Annotated in this window: 16 protein-coding genes; 3 read left to right on the forward strand and 13 right to left on the reverse strand. The window is 33.7% G+C overall.

What is annotated here, in order from left to right; translation table 11 throughout:
- Window positions 1-13: 13 nt before the first annotated feature.
- The 7 genes from AC3WRL_RS16085 to AC3WRL_RS16115 form a co-directional block, all read right to left on the reverse strand.
- Window positions 14-2,437 carry a TonB-dependent receptor domain-containing protein gene (locus tag AC3WRL_RS16085; RefSeq protein ID WP_492330740.1) on the reverse strand — a complete coding sequence of 808 codons (2,424 nt, stop codon included), beginning with the start codon at window positions 2,435-2,437 and terminating at the stop codon, window positions 14-16.
- A 5-nt stretch (window positions 2,438-2,442) separates the two neighbouring features.
- Window positions 2,443-2,871, reverse strand: coding sequence for a PepSY-like domain-containing protein (locus AC3WRL_RS16090; protein WP_492330741.1), 429 nt, complete (start codon window positions 2,869-2,871; stop codon window positions 2,443-2,445).
- A gap of 52 nt (window positions 2,872-2,923) precedes the next feature.
- Window positions 2,924-3,682: a COG4705 family protein gene (locus AC3WRL_RS16095; RefSeq protein WP_492330742.1), complete on the reverse strand. Its 759-nt coding sequence runs from the start codon at window positions 3,680-3,682 to the stop codon at window positions 2,924-2,926.
- A gap of 70 nt (window positions 3,683-3,752) precedes the next feature.
- Window positions 3,753-5,039: a sensor histidine kinase gene (locus AC3WRL_RS16100; RefSeq protein WP_492330743.1), complete on the reverse strand. Its 1,287-nt coding sequence runs from the start codon at window positions 5,037-5,039 to the stop codon at window positions 3,753-3,755.
- Window positions 5,040-5,085: 46 nt separating this feature from the next.
- On the reverse strand, window positions 5,086-5,793 hold the full coding sequence (locus AC3WRL_RS16105; protein ID WP_214825110.1) for a response regulator transcription factor: 708 nt from the start codon (window positions 5,791-5,793) through the stop codon (window positions 5,086-5,088).
- Window positions 5,794-5,901: 108 nt separating this feature from the next.
- Complete coding sequence (locus AC3WRL_RS16110) at window positions 5,902-6,402, reverse strand: CinA family protein (RefSeq protein WP_214825113.1); 501 nt, start codon at window positions 6,400-6,402, stop codon at window positions 5,902-5,904.
- A gap of 284 nt (window positions 6,403-6,686) precedes the next feature.
- The gene (locus AC3WRL_RS16115; protein WP_251040453.1) at window positions 6,687-7,301 is read right to left on the reverse strand and encodes a Crp/Fnr family transcriptional regulator; all 615 of its coding nucleotides are present in this window, start codon (window positions 7,299-7,301) and stop codon (window positions 6,687-6,689) included.
- Between the two features lie 353 nt (window positions 7,302-7,654).
- On the opposite strand from AC3WRL_RS16115, the gene AC3WRL_RS16120 reads away from it, so the two are divergent.
- Window positions 7,655-9,439 carry an alkaline phosphatase gene (locus AC3WRL_RS16120; protein ID WP_261512145.1) on the forward strand — a complete coding sequence of 595 codons (1,785 nt, stop codon included), beginning with the start codon at window positions 7,655-7,657 and terminating at the stop codon, window positions 9,437-9,439.
- A 64-nt stretch (window positions 9,440-9,503) separates the two neighbouring features.
- Here the strand turns inward: AC3WRL_RS16120 and AC3WRL_RS16125 are convergent, their stop codons facing one another.
- On the reverse strand, window positions 9,504-10,388 hold the full coding sequence (locus tag AC3WRL_RS16125; RefSeq protein WP_214825122.1) for a DMT family transporter: 885 nt from the start codon (window positions 10,386-10,388) through the stop codon (window positions 9,504-9,506).
- 91 nt (window positions 10,389-10,479) lie between these two features.
- Between AC3WRL_RS16125 and AC3WRL_RS16130 the strand changes: the two genes are divergently transcribed.
- The gene (locus AC3WRL_RS16130) at window positions 10,480-11,904 is read left to right on the forward strand and encodes an aminotransferase-like domain-containing protein (protein ID WP_261512144.1); all 1,425 of its coding nucleotides are present in this window, start codon (window positions 10,480-10,482) and stop codon (window positions 11,902-11,904) included.
- Here AC3WRL_RS16130 and AC3WRL_RS16135 read toward each other — a convergent pair.
- The 5 genes from AC3WRL_RS16135 to AC3WRL_RS16155 all read right to left on the reverse strand — a co-directional run bounded on the left by AC3WRL_RS16135 (window position 11,901) and on the right by AC3WRL_RS16155 (window position 15,254).
- Window positions 11,901-12,491 (reverse strand): Crp/Fnr family transcriptional regulator, encoded by a 591-nt coding sequence (locus AC3WRL_RS16135; RefSeq protein WP_214825124.1) that lies wholly within the window; start codon window positions 12,489-12,491, stop codon window positions 11,901-11,903. The genes AC3WRL_RS16130 and AC3WRL_RS16135 overlap by 4 nt on opposite strands.
- Window positions 12,488-12,868 (reverse strand): bacillithiol system redox-active protein YtxJ, encoded by a 381-nt coding sequence (ytxJ, locus tag AC3WRL_RS16140; RefSeq protein WP_492330744.1) that lies wholly within the window; start codon window positions 12,866-12,868, stop codon window positions 12,488-12,490. The genes AC3WRL_RS16135 and ytxJ overlap by 4 nt, the downstream gene beginning before the upstream one ends.
- A complete protein-coding gene (locus AC3WRL_RS16145; RefSeq protein WP_251040454.1) occupies window positions 12,865-13,326 on the reverse strand; it encodes a DUF1569 domain-containing protein in 462 nt (153 codons plus the stop codon). The genes ytxJ and AC3WRL_RS16145 overlap by 4 nt, the downstream gene beginning before the upstream one ends.
- A complete protein-coding gene (locus AC3WRL_RS16150) occupies window positions 13,320-13,856 on the reverse strand; it encodes a YfiT family bacillithiol transferase (RefSeq protein WP_492330745.1) in 537 nt (178 codons plus the stop codon). The genes AC3WRL_RS16145 and AC3WRL_RS16150 overlap by 7 nt, the downstream gene beginning before the upstream one ends.
- A 255-nt stretch (window positions 13,857-14,111) precedes the next feature.
- The gene (locus AC3WRL_RS16155; protein WP_261512143.1) at window positions 14,112-15,254 is read right to left on the reverse strand and encodes a DEAD/DEAH box helicase; all 1,143 of its coding nucleotides are present in this window, start codon (window positions 15,252-15,254) and stop codon (window positions 14,112-14,114) included.
- A gap of 255 nt (window positions 15,255-15,509) precedes the next feature.
- Between AC3WRL_RS16155 and pncA the strand changes: the two genes are divergently transcribed.
- Window positions 15,510-16,115 (forward strand): bifunctional nicotinamidase/pyrazinamidase, encoded by a 606-nt coding sequence (pncA, locus tag AC3WRL_RS16160; RefSeq protein ID WP_214825133.1) that lies wholly within the window; start codon window positions 15,510-15,512, stop codon window positions 16,113-16,115.
- The last annotated feature ends 49 nt before the right edge of the window (window positions 16,116-16,164 follow it).

Below are 16,164 nucleotides of genomic sequence, written 5' to 3' on the forward strand. Positions count from 1 at the left end.
GAATTTTGTTGAATTAAAATTTATAACTGTATCCCAATCTGACAACCTGAGTTTCATAATAATCATCACTGGTATATCTGAATCCGGCACCCTGTATTTGTTTTTTTATGACCATTGTATTCAATAGATCGGAAGCATTAAGAAACAATTCTCCCTTACCATTTTGAATTGACTTTTTCATACCCAGATCCATCGAAAACCTTGAACCTATTCTTCCCTGCGGAATAATATCAGGAGCCAGATAAACTGCAGTAAGCTGTGCACTGATCCCCTTAGAAAATTTAAAAACATTATTTAATTTTATATTTCCTGAAATAGCAGTCTGTTGATCAGCAGAAAAAATATTCGGTCGTGGATATAGATTTTCAACGGTAAAAGCATTGATCTGATTTCTGTACATATTTCCGTTGATATTGAAAGAGTAAACTGATGAAATCTTTTGATTCCAGATCGCTTCAATTCCTGAATTGTAACTTTTTCCTGCATTCTGAAATATGGCATATATCAGTGTGCTTTCAGGAACAATACTTGAAATTCTGGTAATCGTTCCATTTGAAAAACGATGATAAAATGAGGAATATAAATAGCCATTATCCCAATTGTACTTATATCCCAACTCTATTGAATTTGTAAATTGAGGCCTCAGTCCCGGATTTCCTACTTTAATGATTTCAGCATCATCATATTTAGGGAATATGCGGATATCTACTTCATTAGGACGGTCTACTCTCCTGTTATAAAATATAGAAAATTTATTCCGGTCATTTAGTTTATAGGCAACCCTAAGGTTGGGAAATGGTTGCGTGTAGTTATATCCACTACTTGTATAAGTTGGGTGGTTAGGATTTACATCATATTGAATTCTTACATATTCCATTCTTAACCCCAATTCAGCTTCCCATTTTTTATTTTCAAAAACATAATTACCATATATAGCCGGAATTAATTCTTTATAATTTGCCCATCCTCCGGCATTAGCGTCGATCACAGAATTTATTCCTGGTATAAAATTCATATTTGTAGGAATACTTCTGTTTCTCAGTTTAATACCAGCTTCAATTCGTCCGTATTTAAGAGGTTTTACATAATCAATATTAAAGTCATACACCTGTTCGTCAGATAAAAGCTTAAAAGCATCAGTACCTGAAGATAAGGGCAGAAAATTGTCGTAGAAATACTTTTCATCTTCCCTATGGAATGTATAATTAAAACCAATATTCAAGAGATGCCCGGCTTCTTTAAACTTATGCTGATAGGCCGCAGTAGCCATTACGGTAGTTTTCAGTTCATCTTCTAAAAATTGCCATAAACGGAGCCTTTGAGAAAGGTCACCATTAAAAAATGGCTGATCACCCTTGTCTGTAATCTTTTCACTTCCATAAAGCCCTGAAATGGTAAGCGTGTTCTGACTGTCAATATTCCAGTCTATCCCTGATTTTGTTGTCAGAAAATTAGTATTTCTGTTTCTTTTTAGCTGAGAGTTAATAACTGTTCCATCATCATAAGTACGGGTTACAAATTCGTTTTTATTAAGTGTTTCTGTGTATAAATTATCAGCCTGTAAAAAGACATTTATTTTGTTTTTCCTGTAATTAAGGGAAACAGAAGGATTTATTTTTGGAGTTGTCGTATACTGTGGTCTGATCGTTGGAAGATTTTGTTTTCTTTCCCAAAGAGAACCTAATCCCAATGTTAATCCCACTTTACCATTCCAGCCATTTTGTTTATTTTTCTTCATAATAATATTGATAATTCCGGCATTTCCATTGGCATCATACTTTGAAGATGGATTATTAATGATTTCAATTTTATCAATAGCTGAAGCAGGAATATTATCCAAACCGGTCTGACTTCCAAATCCTGTTAAGGCAGTTTGTTTACCCTCAATTAAAACCGTTACCTTATCATTTCCCCGCAGCTGAATTTTACCATCCTGAACGGTAATACCGGGTAGATTCTGCATGCTTTGAAGTACAGATCCGCCATTCTGACTGATATTATCGGCAACAGAATAGGTTTTCTTATCAAGCTGATTACTTACCTCGTTTTTTCTACTGCCTGTTAGCACAACTTCTTCAATTTTTGTCTCCTTAGCATTACTATTTGATTGAAGTTCTATAGGCGGAATATCCAGGAATTCTGAAAGACTGCCAATAAAAAGAGACTGGGTATGGGAATTATAGCCTGCCATAGAAATTTCTATCAGATAATTTCCTGGTTTTATTTCGGTAAGAGCAAATCTACCCTCTTCATTAGTAATTGTTCCGGAAATAAATACACTGTCTTTAGGAGATTTTAAAACAATGCGGCTGTAAGGAAGTCCGGAATGATTGGTATTGCTTACAATCCCTGAAACAGTTACTGAGGAAACCTGAGCAATGGCAAAAGAGGAAAACAACAATACTATTGAAAATATGAACAGCTTGATTCTAATCATTATTTTTAGTCTTTAATCTCTCTTAAAAATTTTCCGTCAATGTCAAAAATTAGGTCATTTCCATTTACCTCTGCCTCATAAGTTATAATACCTTTTGAATCTTTTATTTTTGCAGCCTCTTTTATTTTCTGATTAGGATAGTTTTTAAGAATGAATTGTTTAATTGATGCAGAAAGAGCATTAACATTGATAGGGACTTCTGTTTCGATAATGTTTCCTGAGGCATTGAACAAAACGGATTGCTCCAATCCTTTTGATAGGAATCCCGCTTCATAATTGTCCTTTTCTTTTTCCCATTTTACTTTTTTAGCTTCCGGATACTGTTCCTGTAATGCAGAAGTAACAGACACCGGAACACTTTTATGTTGGATTTTTTGCGCATGTATTAAAACAGCACCGGCAATGACTGTTAAAATAACCATTAATTTTTTCATTGTATTACATTTTAATTTATGATACAATGATCGGATATGATTTAGAAGAAATTTAGAATATCTGGTCTTGAGATTTCAAATTCTTTATCTCTTTATGCGAAATAAGGATCATTAAAAACAATAAGGCCAACGATACTAAGGATGCATTAAGAGTTCCAAGATCAAGCCCACCCTTTAAAATGGGTTTAGTAAGGAAGTCACCGAATGTAGCGCCAAATGGTCTCGTAAAAACAAAAGCAATCCAAAATAGGAGAACATGATTAATTTTTGTGAAATAATGAACTAGAATAACGATAAGAATAATTATTCCGGTGACAGACGCTCCAGTTAGGTAAGTTAACCCCAAATTGTCGCTCAGAAAATCACCAAATGCCGTTCCCAGACTATTTGAAAAAAGAATGGCTATCCAGTAATATATTTCCTTAGACTTTTCAAAAATAGGATATACTTCAAGATTTTTATATTTTCGGTACCATAGGAAAAGGGTTGCTAAAAGCCCAGTGATAAGGAGTAAACTTCCCAATAGATATCCGGTTTTTAATGTTCGGTCTATAAAATCTGAAATTTCTGTACCCAATGTTGTTGTTCCCACAATGACCAGCCAGTAAACAATAGGAATATATCTTTTTACCTTTAGCTGAATGGATATCGTGATGATAAAGAGTAAAAATGTGATAAAAATTCCAATTGTATAACCAAAATTAAGGGTCATAGAAATAAAATCACCCAGAGTCTCCCCCAAAGTCGTAGCCGTTATTTTCATCAACCAGAAAAGAAGACTTATCACAGCTACTTTATTCAGTGTTCTCATATTTTTTTATTCAAAGTTCATCCTCAATTTTGTAGATATTTCGAATAAAATGAATAATAGAAAACGAGCCTTAAAATTTTATAGAGAAAGTATGTTGATTATCTTTAAAGTAATAATCTAAAATCCATCCCTGATGAGTACAGATCTCTTTTACAATAGCCAACCCTAACCCACTCCCATTATGATCTGTAGATGCTTTTGAAAATCTTTTAAACAGATTGTCTCCATTTAATGAAAAAGATCCTGAATTAGAAATCATCATCTGTTGCTGAGAAAGTTCGATCCTAGATGTTCCATTAGTTGACGTATGTCTTACTACATTAATCAGAAGATTGTTAATAAGAGTTTCAGTTAAAGTCCTGTTTCCGGTAGCATATACGCTATCCATAATTTCAGCCTGAATCTCAATATGCTTTTGATCAAAATGCTCCTTCAATATTTCCAGACTTTGATGAAGCAGTTCGCTTAAAGGTAAATTTTCATTTTCCGCAAATTGGAGATTTTCAATTTTTGCAAGTAATAAAAGATTTTTATTAATCCTCGAACTTCTTGTTAAAGCCCTGTTGATCTCTTCAGCAATCTGATACTGTTTCTCAGTAAGATCTTCATTTTGCATTAAAATATCAAGTTTATTTTTGATAATAGCTAAAGGAGTCTGTAATTCATGAGAAGCATTTTCAGTAAATTCCTTCTGAGTTTTATACACTGAAACATTATGTTCTATCAGTTTTTTTAATGATAAATTCAATTCTTCAAATTCAATAATATCTGTTGAGTCAAATTCAATTTTGTTTTGAGTGTTAAGATTGAAAGTCTTTAACTTTTCTAATGTATTTCTAAAAGGTTTCCATATAGAAGTAGAAAGTTTTCGATTTAAAAATAAGAGTCCTAAAACAATCAGCATAAAGAAAAAAACAGTGATAGCAGCAATAAGAGCAATTGTCTCATGGGATTCTTCAATATTAGTTTCTACTGTAAATAAAAAGGGTTTATGATTAATATAAACTACTTTTTTTAGACATCTGTATCGTTCTATTTCGGGCTTATCTACGAATGTTTTTTGTTTTTCTACTGTAAAGGTTTGTTCTTTTTTTAAGGAATTAAAAGGAATTTGTTCAATATTAGTTCCAGGCTGAATTTTGTTCCATAGAAGAACACTTTTTTCGAGTTCTGATTCCGAGAGATTCAAATGATTAAATTCAAAAGCGGTCTTTTCTACAATAGTAATATTGTGCTCGTCCAATTCCCCTTTCCAAATGGCATCCACAACCCAATAATAAACAGGAATACTAATGATCAATATGATAAGCACATAGATCAGAAAAGGTTTTGTCGTTTTACTTAGAAGTGGTTTCAATGGAGTTTACAGTTTAGAAATTAGAAATTAGAAATAAAATTACAAATTATTGAGAATGATAGTCTTCTCTCTCATTAGTCCCTGCTTCCCATTTATATCCTGTTCCATAAACTGTTTTTAAATAATGTTCACAGCCTGCATCATAAAGCTTTTTCTTCATGTTTTTCACATGTGCATACACAAAATCATGATTGTCAAGCATATCAGCGAAATCACCTGAAAGATGCTCTGCTAAAGTACTTTTAGAAATTACTTTATTTTTATTTCCTATGAAATAAATAAGCAGATCAAATTCCTTTTTAGTAAGAGCCACTGTTTTATCGTTAATTAATACGGTTTTAGCAAGAAGATCAATTTGCAGTTCATTTTGCTTAATGATATTCGAATTGTTAAACTGCTTTCTTCGGATAATAGAATAGATCCTGGCCATTAGTTCAGAGAGATGAAAGGGTTTGGTAAGATAATCATCAGCGCCCAGCTGTAAACCTTTGATCTTATCATCCAATGCATTTTTAGCAGAGATAATAATCACACCATCCTGCTTGTTCTGTTTCTTTAACTCTTCTAATATGTTCAGTCCATTACCATCTGGAAGCATAATATCCAATAAAATACAGTCATATTGAAACAACTCTATTTTATTCATTGCTTCGTGAAACGTGGTAGCAAATTCACATAAATAACTTTCCTCTGAAAGATATTCAGCGATGCTTTTTGCCAGTTCAGTTTCATCTTCTATGATCAGTATTTTCATTGGACCAATTTACAGATCCAATTTAGAAGAAATTTTGAATATAATAAAATAGCTGTAAAATATTAATGAAATTAATTTTTTGATGGCTGAAAGTTGATTTTACTGAATTTATTTTAAGATCAATACTTGGTTAAGTTCACTTTTAAAACATCCCAGAATAAATTCTGTAAAATATAATTGAGCATCTAGAGCTTGTGTTTTATGATGTAATTCCAGTCTTTTCGTTAAAATAATTTCGCCTTTATATGAAAAAGAGAAATAGCAGAAAATTTTATATGATGAACTTCTTACAGGAGTACAGTAACCTGTAATAGCAATGGACCAATCCGTTTCAAATGATTTTGCAACATTTAATGCCATCGTTTCTGCTATATTTTCTGATACACAATCGTATACTTCTGCCTCCTCCTTATCTATATTGAGAAATTTTACTTTTTCAGACATTGTATAAGCCGTGATTCCGCCATTATAAAACAATGAGCTACTGGGCATTTGCGAGAAAGCAAGTTGCAATAATCCTGAAGTTACACTCTCTGCTACAGATATCGTTTCCCCGGTGGTCAGTAGGGACTGACTGATGTATTCAAGTAAATTTTGTTGAAACTGCATAATCATAATTTTTATGTGATTGGTAATACCCTTTACTTAAACGCTAAATTTTCTGCACTTACAATAACTTTAAATAATACTTTGATTTACAACACATTAATCTATCTCTAATGGTTAGATCTGATTAAAGTATTCTCACAAAACAATCATGTAATGACATAACTATTTGTAAACATCAATTTATTACTCAATGTTTTTTTAAGTATTAAAGTAGCATTTATCCTGAAATAGAATATCAAAGATAGATCAACCAGCTTCCCATTCTTATGATTTGAGTCATGTTTCTAATAGAGAATTCTTCTATTTTCAAATTTTAATAGATTTTCCTTGCCCATTTTTTTTAAAGTTCTGATAACGGTTTCTACCCTTAAACCCGTTAAATTTGCAATCTGTTGACGGGTAAGTTCTATAGGAAAACCAAACTGACAGTCATTTTCAGAATAGCTCTTTAGATACTCCATTAATCCTTTAAGTCTTAATGTTGGATTTTGATAAGCCATATACTGTGTCATCAATACTTTATAATATAATCTTTGAGAAAGACAGGCATTCATTCTTAGGGAAACCTCAGGATGCATTTCCAATAGTTTCAGGAAATTATCCTTTGATATTCTAATGATTTCTGATGATACTAAAGCGGTTGCATCAGTTGGATAAACTTTATCCAAAAAAAGTAATGAATCTCCAAAACTCTGATTTTTACCTAGAATATTTTGAATGAATTCTTTTCCTTCCTCATTGTAATTATTAAGTTTTACTTTGCCTTCAGCAATTTGAAAGTAATGAAGAGCATGATCATTTTCTTTAAAAATCAATTCTCCTTTTTTGTAGGTTTTATTTTCAGCACCAAAAGAATATAAAATCTCATGGTCAATGTTCATACAGCTAATTGTTTTCATAATCTTGTTTTTATCACTTAGAAAAAGAAAAATAGTAAAAATCATTGATTAATACAAAGGTTTTCATTAATCTAAGATAATAGGAATTTTCCAGTATTGGCTATTATTAAAAGGCTATTAATACAAAAGCCACACCATCATCTTCGAATAGGTTTTAGGTAATTTTAAAGTTAGAAATTAAATTTTTGTAAACTTTTTGTAAACAGATTCTCACAATTAACTTCCAATGAAGCATTTACCTGTTAACATTGGTTTTAGAGGGAAATGCTATGATTTTAGAAGTATGAATTATGATTAATTTCGCATCCTGTTTGCTGATTGGTTTAAAAATAAATCAGCTTAAAAAAGAAAGTATGACTTCCAATTTAACAAAAATCTCTACGCTCATTTTATTTGTATTCTCTCTACACGGATTTGCACAAAATCCTAAAGTCCATTCTCACAATGATTATGAGCAGAAGATACCATTCTGGTATGCGTTGGGATCTGGAGCATCCTCTATAGAAGCTGATGTATTTCTGGATAATAATGAGCTGTATGTTGCTCATCATGAAAATGGAATCAAAAAGGAAAGAACACTAGATGAATTGTATCTGAAACCCATCGAGAAAGCTTTAGAACTTAATTTAGCTTCCGATCGCCCTATTCAGATTCTCATTGATATTAAGACTGATGCCGAGCCAAGTCTTCAAAAAATTGTTTCAGAAATCCAGAAACATCCCAAGATTGCCAATCAAAAACGCTTTACTTTTGTTATTTCAGGGAATCAGCCTAAACCGGAAAAATATAACTCTTATCCCGATTTTATAACATTTGATTATCAGAGTTTAGCAGATCTATCTCCAAAACAATGGCAAAAGGTAGCTATGATCAGTCAGGATTTTAAAAGATATTCAAACTGGAATGGTAAAGGAGGTTTAATGATTGATGACCTCCCTAAAGTACAGGATATTATAAAAAAAATTAAAGCATTCAAAAAACCAATACGTTTCTGGGCTACTCCGGATTCAAAAACCTCTTGGGAATTTTTTGTCAATGCAGGGGTTGACTACATTAATACGGATCATCCAAAAGAATGTGTGACCTATGTTCAGAATTTAAAAGACCATACATTTAAAAACAGTCTTTTTTCTGAGATTTACCAACCAAAGTTTTTGTATGAAAATAAAAATGAACTGGTAAAAAATGTAATCTTACTCATTGGCGATGGAAACGGACTTTCTCAAATTTCCGCATCTGTTCTGGCTAATAAAGGACAGCTGACACTAACACAACTGAGGAATATCGGATTCATTAAAACAACGGCTGTAGATAATTTCACCACAGATTCAGCAGCCGGTGCTACGGCATTTGCAACCGGTAAAAAAACAAACAACCGTTTTATAGGTGTGGATTCTGAAGGAAAGTCTATACAAAACCTTACGGAGGTGCTCTCTGAAAAAGGATTTAATACAGGGGTCATTACTACAGACGAAATTGTAGGAGCCACACCTTCAGCATTTTATGCACATCAAAGAGACAGAGGTATGGAAAAAGAGATAGCTTCTGATCTTAGTAAAAGTAAACTGACTTTCTTTGCTGCAGGTGGCAAATCAAAAGTCTCTGATCTGTCAGGTTTTTCTAAAGTAGATCAGCCGAAAGATATTGCCGAAAGCAAATCCCCACGATTAGCTTATTTTATGTCAGAAAATGGTGTTCCATCAGTTTTAAATGGCCGTGGAAATCTTTTACCAGAAGTCGTTCAAAATGGTTTACAGTTTCTTAAAAATAAAAATAAACCTTTCTTTATAATGATAGAAGGTGCGCAGATCGACAGCGGTGGTCACGCCAATAATGTTGGAACAATCGTTACCGAAGGAATTGATTTTGATAAAGCGATTAGTCAATCAATACAGTTTGCTGATCAGAATCCCGGAACTTTAGTGATCATTACTGCTGATCATGAGACTGGTGGATTCAGTATTCCTCACGGTAATCTAAAAAACAGTATAATTGAAGGTGACTTTACTACAGAAGACCATTCTGCTACGCTAATTCCCGTATTTTCTTATGGTCCAAAAGCTGATCTTTTTATGGGTGTTTATCAGAATAATGAAATTTTCCATAAAATTTTAAAAGCCCTGAATATAAATAATTAATAAAATAACCTGGTAATATAAAAAGACCGCCTCACCTGCGGTCTTTATTTTTTATAAAAATAGATTATTTAGCGAACTTTTTTGTTCCTGCAACACACAGAATTACGCCAATCGTTACTCCAAGCATGCCTATGCTTACGGGTTCATGAAGAAAATATGCCGCTAAAGCCAATCCAAAAAATGGCTGTAATAGTTGTAATTGACCTACTGTACTTATTCCTCCTTGTGCTAGCCCTTTGTACCAGAAAATAAAACCAATGAACATACTGAATAAGGAGATATAAGCCAGACCAAACCATGCTTGATTGCTCACAACTTGAATATCTTTAGGAAAATATATAAAAAACAATGGAATCATTAAGGGTAAAGCGAGGATCAAAGCCCACGAGATCACTTGCCATCCACCCAATGTTCTGGATAATTTCGCTCCTTCAGCATAACCTAATCCACATAAAATTACAGCTGCCAACATCAATATATCGCCTATCGGAGAGGCGGAAATTCCTTGTGAAACAGCAAATCCTATAACCAACAGGCTTCCTACAATAGAGAAAAACCAAAATACAGGATGAGGACGCTCCCCACCCCTGAATACTCCAAATACAGCTGTTGCTAATGGAAGCATTCCCAAAAATACAATAGAATGCGCAGAAGTTATATACTGAAGTGCTAAAGAAGAGAGTAACGGAAAGCCGATAACACAGCCTATGGAAACTAAAATCAAAGGTAATATCTGTTCTTTTGCAGGTCTCTTTTCCTTATAAATTAGAATAACAGCCAAGGCAAGTATCCCAGCGATTGCTGCTCGTGCGATTGTTACAAAAATAGGACTCATATCCATAACAGCTAATTTTGTCGCAGGTAAAGATCCACTAAATAACAATACTCCGATGAAGCCATTAACCCATCCATTGACTGCCTGATCTTTTGAAATTTTATTTGTAATCATTTTATATTTTTTGAATAGGTCAAAATTATAGAGGATAAATAAATAAACACAGTCTCAGTTTTGTATATTTGCATGAGCACAGTTTGAAAATATGAATAAAGAATTTTTGTACACAGAGATTACCAATGGATTGGCTTCACAGATCAGGAATGGGGTTTTAAAACCTGGAGATAAATTACCTTCAGTAAGAAAGCTATGCCTTGAGCATCAAATAAGTATGAATACAGCAAAGCGTGTATTTCTCGAACTGGAATCACAATCACTGGTTGAATCTAAACCACAGTCAGGCTATTTCGTCAGTCAGTTGCTTTCCATCAAACTACCCCTTCCCGAAGTAAGTCGTCCCTCATTGATCGCTAACAATAACGAACCCGACGAACTGATCAGTAAAGTCTATGAAAATATGGGTAAAAATAATCTCACCCTTTTCTCAATAGCTATTCCTTCAGGAGCCCTACTTCCTCAAGCTAAACTTAAAAAAGAAATTATTCAGGCCACCAGAGAGCTGAAATCAGGAGGAGCCGAATATGAGGAACTTCAGGGCAATTTAAAATTAAGAAGAATGATTGCTCAAAGATCATTAGCATGGGGTGGAAATTTTCACGAAAATGATCTGGTAACAACAAATGGGGGGATGAATGCCTTGTCTTTTTGCCTGATGGCTTTGGGAAAACCCGGAGATACAATAGCAATAGAAAGTCCTTGTTATCCCGGAATATTACAGTTGGCCACAGGTTTTGGTCTTAAAGTATTAGAATTACCTACTCACCCTGCTCATGGGATAGAAATTGAGGCCTTAAAAAAAGCAATTCCCAAAATCGATATCTGCCTGCTAATTCCTAATTTTAATACTCCTTTGGGAAGCTGTATGTCTGATGAAAATAAAAAAGAAGTTGTAAAACTCCTTTCTGAAAATAATATTCCACTCATCGAAGATGATGTTTATGGTGATATTTATTTTGGATCACACCGTCCGAAATGCTGTAAATCGTTTGATAAAGAAGGAAATGTTTTATACTGCAGTTCGGTATCAAAAACCCTGGCACCAGGTTATCGTGTAGGTTGGATTGCTCCCGGAAAGTATAAGGATAAAATACTGAAGCTTAAACTACTCCATTCTACCTCTTCCATTGCTATTGTAAATGAAGCGGTAGCCAATTTCCTAAAAACCGGGAAATATGAAAAGCATCTACAGGAACTTCGCCGAACTCTTCAGACTAATTACCAGAATTATGTACAAACCATTATTCAGTATTTTCCGGAAGGTACAAAAACCAGCAGGCCACAGGGTGGACTCTCCCTTTGGGTAGAATTTGATAAAAAAATACAGACCAGAAAACTATATGATCTGGCCATTAAACAAAATATCAGTATTGCGCCCGGAAGGATGTTTAGTCTCCAGGATCAGTTTGAAAATTGTATGAGATTGTGTATTGGTCTCCCATGGTCAGAGGACACACAGCAAAAATTAATTGAGGTCGGAAGACTTGCCAAAATGATCGACAGACAGTCTTAATCTACAACGAAATTTTTTCTCGCTAGTTCTTTTCTTACCCGGCTTAAACTTTCAGGAGTAATTCCCAAATAGGAAGCAATCATCCATTGTGGAACCCTTAACAGTAAGTCTGGATACATTTTGATGAATTTTAAGTATCTTTCTTCGGCAGTTTCCCCCAACAAAGAATTGATCCTGTCCTGAAGGCTTCTTACATGTTTTTGTATTAAAATATCTCTTCTTTCAGCACTATCCGGAAATTGAGAAACCAGTTTATTAAAGAAATCCGGGTGTAAAAACAAGACTTCAGAATCTTCAACGGCTTCTATATAGTACACAGACTGTTCGTTGAAGTAAATACTCGTTCTGTCAGAAATGAGCCAGCTCTCAGGAGCGAATTGTATAATATGCTCTTTTCCGTTTTTATCGATGGAATACATCTTCAAAAGCCCTTTCTCCACGAAAAAAACATAGCGGCAGATTTCACCGTATTGTAAAAGAAATTGGTTTTTGGGTATCTTTTTTACCTCGTAATGTAAGCTACAGCTGTTTACCTGCTCTGTGGGAACATTTAAAACTTTAGCTAAATAGTTATTAATATTCTTCATCGTGTAATTTGGGTTATGGATATATCTTGGTGTGAAGCGTTGTTGACTGCCTTTCCGCTTTCTATTACGATCAACTGTGGGCTTTGATGGGTTACATCAAGATCTTCCGCAATTTTATTGGAAATAGACCTGTAAGCAAGGAGATCTAAAAAATAAAGATCAACGTCAGTACCAAGGTTTTTAATTTCTGATTCAAAATTTCTCAATACTGTTTTACTGATGAAACAACTGGTAGAATGTTTGAATATTGCAATTTTATCATGATACGAGTTTTCAATAGCTTTTGCTAAATCTTCCTCAGATTGTATTTTTTTCCAGAAAGATTTCTCTTCAGGTTTCTCTTCTTTTCCACCAAATATTTTATCAAAAAAACTCATATATTAAATTGTTTAAGATGATGATTGAGGTGCTTATACTCCAAAAAGCCCCAGTCGCTTTCGGTCATTTTTCCAAAAAGCTCATGCTTTTCTGGTAGATTATGGTGAGTATAGTTTTCCCAATATTCATTCATTGTTTTTAAAAGCCCTTCTCTGCTTTCATTAAAGTCACATTCAAAATTAACGATTAGTTTTTGAAAAGTCGGCATATTTCGGGGAATTCCATTGTTAAAAATCTGCATCTCTACTTTTGTAAGAATTCCTATTGTCCCAAAAAGAAGGTTAACAGGAGGAAGGTTGATCTTTCTTAATGAAATCTGAAGAACCAGATCACAATGTTTTAGCATCTGTGAAACGTTCATTTTGCCCCACTTATGTTCATAACTCTCGGTCAACATAGAGATTCTGTTGATGATTTCATCAAAATAAATACGATTGTGAAGACTCTTTTTTACCAACCTTTTTCTTTCTTCAGATTTTCAATATGAGCAAAATGATGATTACAATGCCAGGCGTAGAAAGCAAGATAGTATCTCAAATCATAATCCTGATTATTTTCCGGATGATGAAAAGTTCTTTCAAACTGTTTATTAGTTAACGTTTTAAGCAAAACATGCCATCTTTGATGTGTTCCTTTGATCATTCTCATAGCAGGCTTTACAGGGATGTTGATGCTATCCTGGAGTTCAGCCCATTTTGCTTCTTCATATGGTTTTATGGTTGGATTATCTTCCGTTAAAGCCAATTTAAAACGAATATAACTATTGATATGACTGTCAGCCAAATGATTAACAAGTTGTCTTACTGTCCAACCTCCTTCTCTGTAAGGGGCATCTAATTGATCGTCTGTAAGATCTTCAATAAGCTCCCTTAATTTATCCGGAAAGTTTTTGATCACTTTCATGTACTTATCCAATTCAATATCACAAATATGATCAGGTTTTTCAAACTGACCTATCGGATATCTCTTTTGTTCTAAATTACTCATTTTTAATTATCTTGGTTAATATGTTCTTATCTTTTAAGGAGGCAATAGACAATTTTCTATCCTTCTGAAACTTGACCTAAAATTACTACAAGAAAAGCAACAAAGCAATAAGTAGTAAAAGAATAAGAAAAATAACCTTAGGATCTATATTGTTTTACAGAAAATTGAATCTTTAATCTATTTATGTTTCAAAATTTAAGATAAAAAAACTTCAATTCTATTAAAATTGAAGCTCTTGTTATTTAAATTCATCCACTAATAACCATGCAGATCAATACCTTCTGTTCTTTGTAAAGTCACTTTTTTACCCATTTTCTTTTGAATCACTCGAAAGTGCTGCAATTCATCATCCGTCAGAATGGTAATGGAAGTCCCTTTTTCGTTGGCACGACCCGTTCTACCGATACGGTGGATATAATCTAAGGGTGAACGTGGCAGTTCATAATTAATAACGCAAGGTAAAGACTCGATGTGAATACCACGGCCAAGTAAATCCGTAGCGACCAAAATTTGAGCTCCGTTTACTTTAAACTCTTCTAAATTATTTCTACGGGCACCCTGTGACTTCTGTCCGTGAATAGCTACTGCTTTAATTTTATTTTTTTTAAGCTTTTCAACTAAATTGTCTGCAGATTTTGTAGAAGAAACAAAAATTAACGCCTTTTCAACCTTCTTTTCTTTAATTAAATAACGTAAAAAAGGGCCTTTATTTTCAGGAGAGACATGATAAGCCAATTGCTCAATATTATCAATTTCAACTTCTTCTTTTTTAATTTCAATAATCGTAGGATTAATCGATAAACGCTCTTTCATTTCAGAAACCTTATCATCTAAGGTCGCCGAAAACATAGTCGTTTGTTTCATTACGGGCATCAGAGCGAAAAGCTTATTCATTTCTTCTCCAAACCCTAATTGAAACATTTTATCCGCCTCATCAATTACTAAATGTTTAATTTCTGAAATACTCAACGCCTTATGATCTATTAAATCTAACAAACGGCCAGGCGTTGCAATAAGAACTTCTACCCCAAACATTCCCTTCATCTGTGGATTGATAGAAACACCACCATAAACAGCCATTGTACGGATCTCACGCTTCAGATTCTCTGTAAAAGTTCTGAAAACTTCATCTATTTGAATCGCTAACTCACGGGTAGGAACCAATATTAAAACCTGAACATTACGATCTTTTTTAACCTCTAAGTTTTGTAATTTTTCTAAAATAGGCATCACAAAGCTAGCCGTCTTTCCGGAACCGGTTTGTGCAATTCCCATCAAATCCTTTCCTTGCAGAATAACAGGAATAGCCTGCTCCTGAATTGGAAAAGGCTTCAGATAGCCCAACTTTTTGATAGAACGAATAATGTGGTGTGATAATCCCAAAGACTCAAATGACATAGAATACTTATTTTGCTGCAAAGATAAGCTATTGATATTTGGTTTACACGTGAAACTAAATTATGCCAATGATTATTAATTGTACAGGTACATTCAGGCTATTAAAATTTACATTTTGGAAATTTCTTTTATTCCTGATTGCTCATTTTATTCATTTTAAATTTTATTGTTGTCGTTTTGTCCGATAATTTATTTTTGGACAAATTTTTGAGTATTAGTTTTTGTAAATTTATCAAAAATTCGAGAAATCTAAATATGAAAAAAGCGTTAATAATAGTAGATGTGCAGAATGATTTTTGTGAAGGTGGAGCCTTAGCTGTTCCGGGAGCCAATGAAATTATTCCCTATATTAATCTTCTTATGGAAGAAAATGAATACGATCAGATTGTTTTAACCCAGGATTGGCATCCTGCAGACCATAAAAGCTTTGCAAGTAATAATGGAAAAAAGGTTGGCGAAAGTATTATTTTAGGAGGAGTCCCTCAGTTTATGTGGCCTGATCACTGTGTTCAGGGGACTTTTGGAGCCGAATTTCATAAAGATCTGAACAGAGATAAAGTAACCCATATTATTCAGAAAGGTAAAAATACTGAAATTGATGCCTACAGTGGTTTTCAGGATAACAATCACTTTATGAAAACCGGTCTTGATGACTTCTTAAAATACCACGACATACAGCTCCTAGAAATTGTAGGTTTGGCAATGGACTATTGCGTAAAATTTACTTGTACAGATGCTGTAGCTAATGGATACGTAACTTGTCTGCATTTTAACGGAACCCGTGCAGTGAATGTAAAACCGGATAATGGAAGGGATGCAATTTATGAGATGATCCAAAAAGGAGTTACCATTTTAGGATAGTTTTAAATTTCAAAAAATATAAAAAAGCGCAGTAAATATTTACTGCGCT

It is taken from the genome of Chryseobacterium sp. FW101-FHT12H09 (assembly GCF_058790395.1).

Excerpts from the sequence above, each read along its gene's own strand:
- AC3WRL_RS16085 (WP_492330740.1), bottom strand. The coding sequence starts at position 2,437 with ATGATTAGAATCAAGCTGTTCATATTTTCAATAGTATTGTTGTTTTCC.
- AC3WRL_RS16090 (WP_492330741.1), bottom strand. The coding sequence starts at position 2,871 with ATGAAAAAATTAATGGTTATTTTAACAGTCATTGCCGGTGCTGTTTTA.
- AC3WRL_RS16095 (WP_492330742.1), bottom strand. The coding sequence starts at position 3,682 with ATGAGAACACTGAATAAAGTAGCTGTGATAAGTCTTCTTTTCTGGTTG.
- AC3WRL_RS16105 (WP_214825110.1), bottom strand. The coding sequence starts at position 5,793 with ATGAAAATACTGATCATAGAAGATGAAACTGAACTGGCAAAAAGCATC.
- AC3WRL_RS16110 (WP_214825113.1), bottom strand. The coding sequence starts at position 6,402 with ATGCAGTTTCAACAAAATTTACTTGAATACATCAGTCAGTCCCTACTG.
- AC3WRL_RS16115 (WP_251040453.1), bottom strand. The coding sequence starts at position 7,301 with ATGAAAACAATTAGCTGTATGAACATTGACCATGAGATTTTATATTCT.
- AC3WRL_RS16120 (WP_261512145.1), top strand. The coding sequence starts at position 7,655 with ATGACTTCCAATTTAACAAAAATCTCTACGCTCATTTTATTTGTATTC.
- AC3WRL_RS16125 (WP_214825122.1), bottom strand. The coding sequence starts at position 10,388 with ATGATTACAAATAAAATTTCAAAAGATCAGGCAGTCAATGGATGGGTT.
- AC3WRL_RS16130 (WP_261512144.1), top strand. The coding sequence starts at position 10,480 with ATGAATAAAGAATTTTTGTACACAGAGATTACCAATGGATTGGCTTCA.
- AC3WRL_RS16135 (WP_214825124.1), bottom strand. The coding sequence starts at position 12,491 with ATGAAGAATATTAATAACTATTTAGCTAAAGTTTTAAATGTTCCCACA.
- ytxJ (WP_492330744.1), bottom strand. The coding sequence starts at position 12,868 with ATGAGTTTTTTTGATAAAATATTTGGTGGAAAAGAAGAGAAACCTGAA.
- AC3WRL_RS16150 (WP_492330745.1), bottom strand. The coding sequence starts at position 13,856 with ATGAGTAATTTAGAACAAAAGAGATATCCGATAGGTCAGTTTGAAAAA.
- AC3WRL_RS16155 (WP_261512143.1), bottom strand. The coding sequence starts at position 15,254 with ATGTCATTTGAGTCTTTGGGATTATCACACCACATTATTCGTTCTATC.
- pncA (WP_214825133.1), top strand. The coding sequence starts at position 15,510 with ATGAAAAAAGCGTTAATAATAGTAGATGTGCAGAATGATTTTTGTGAA.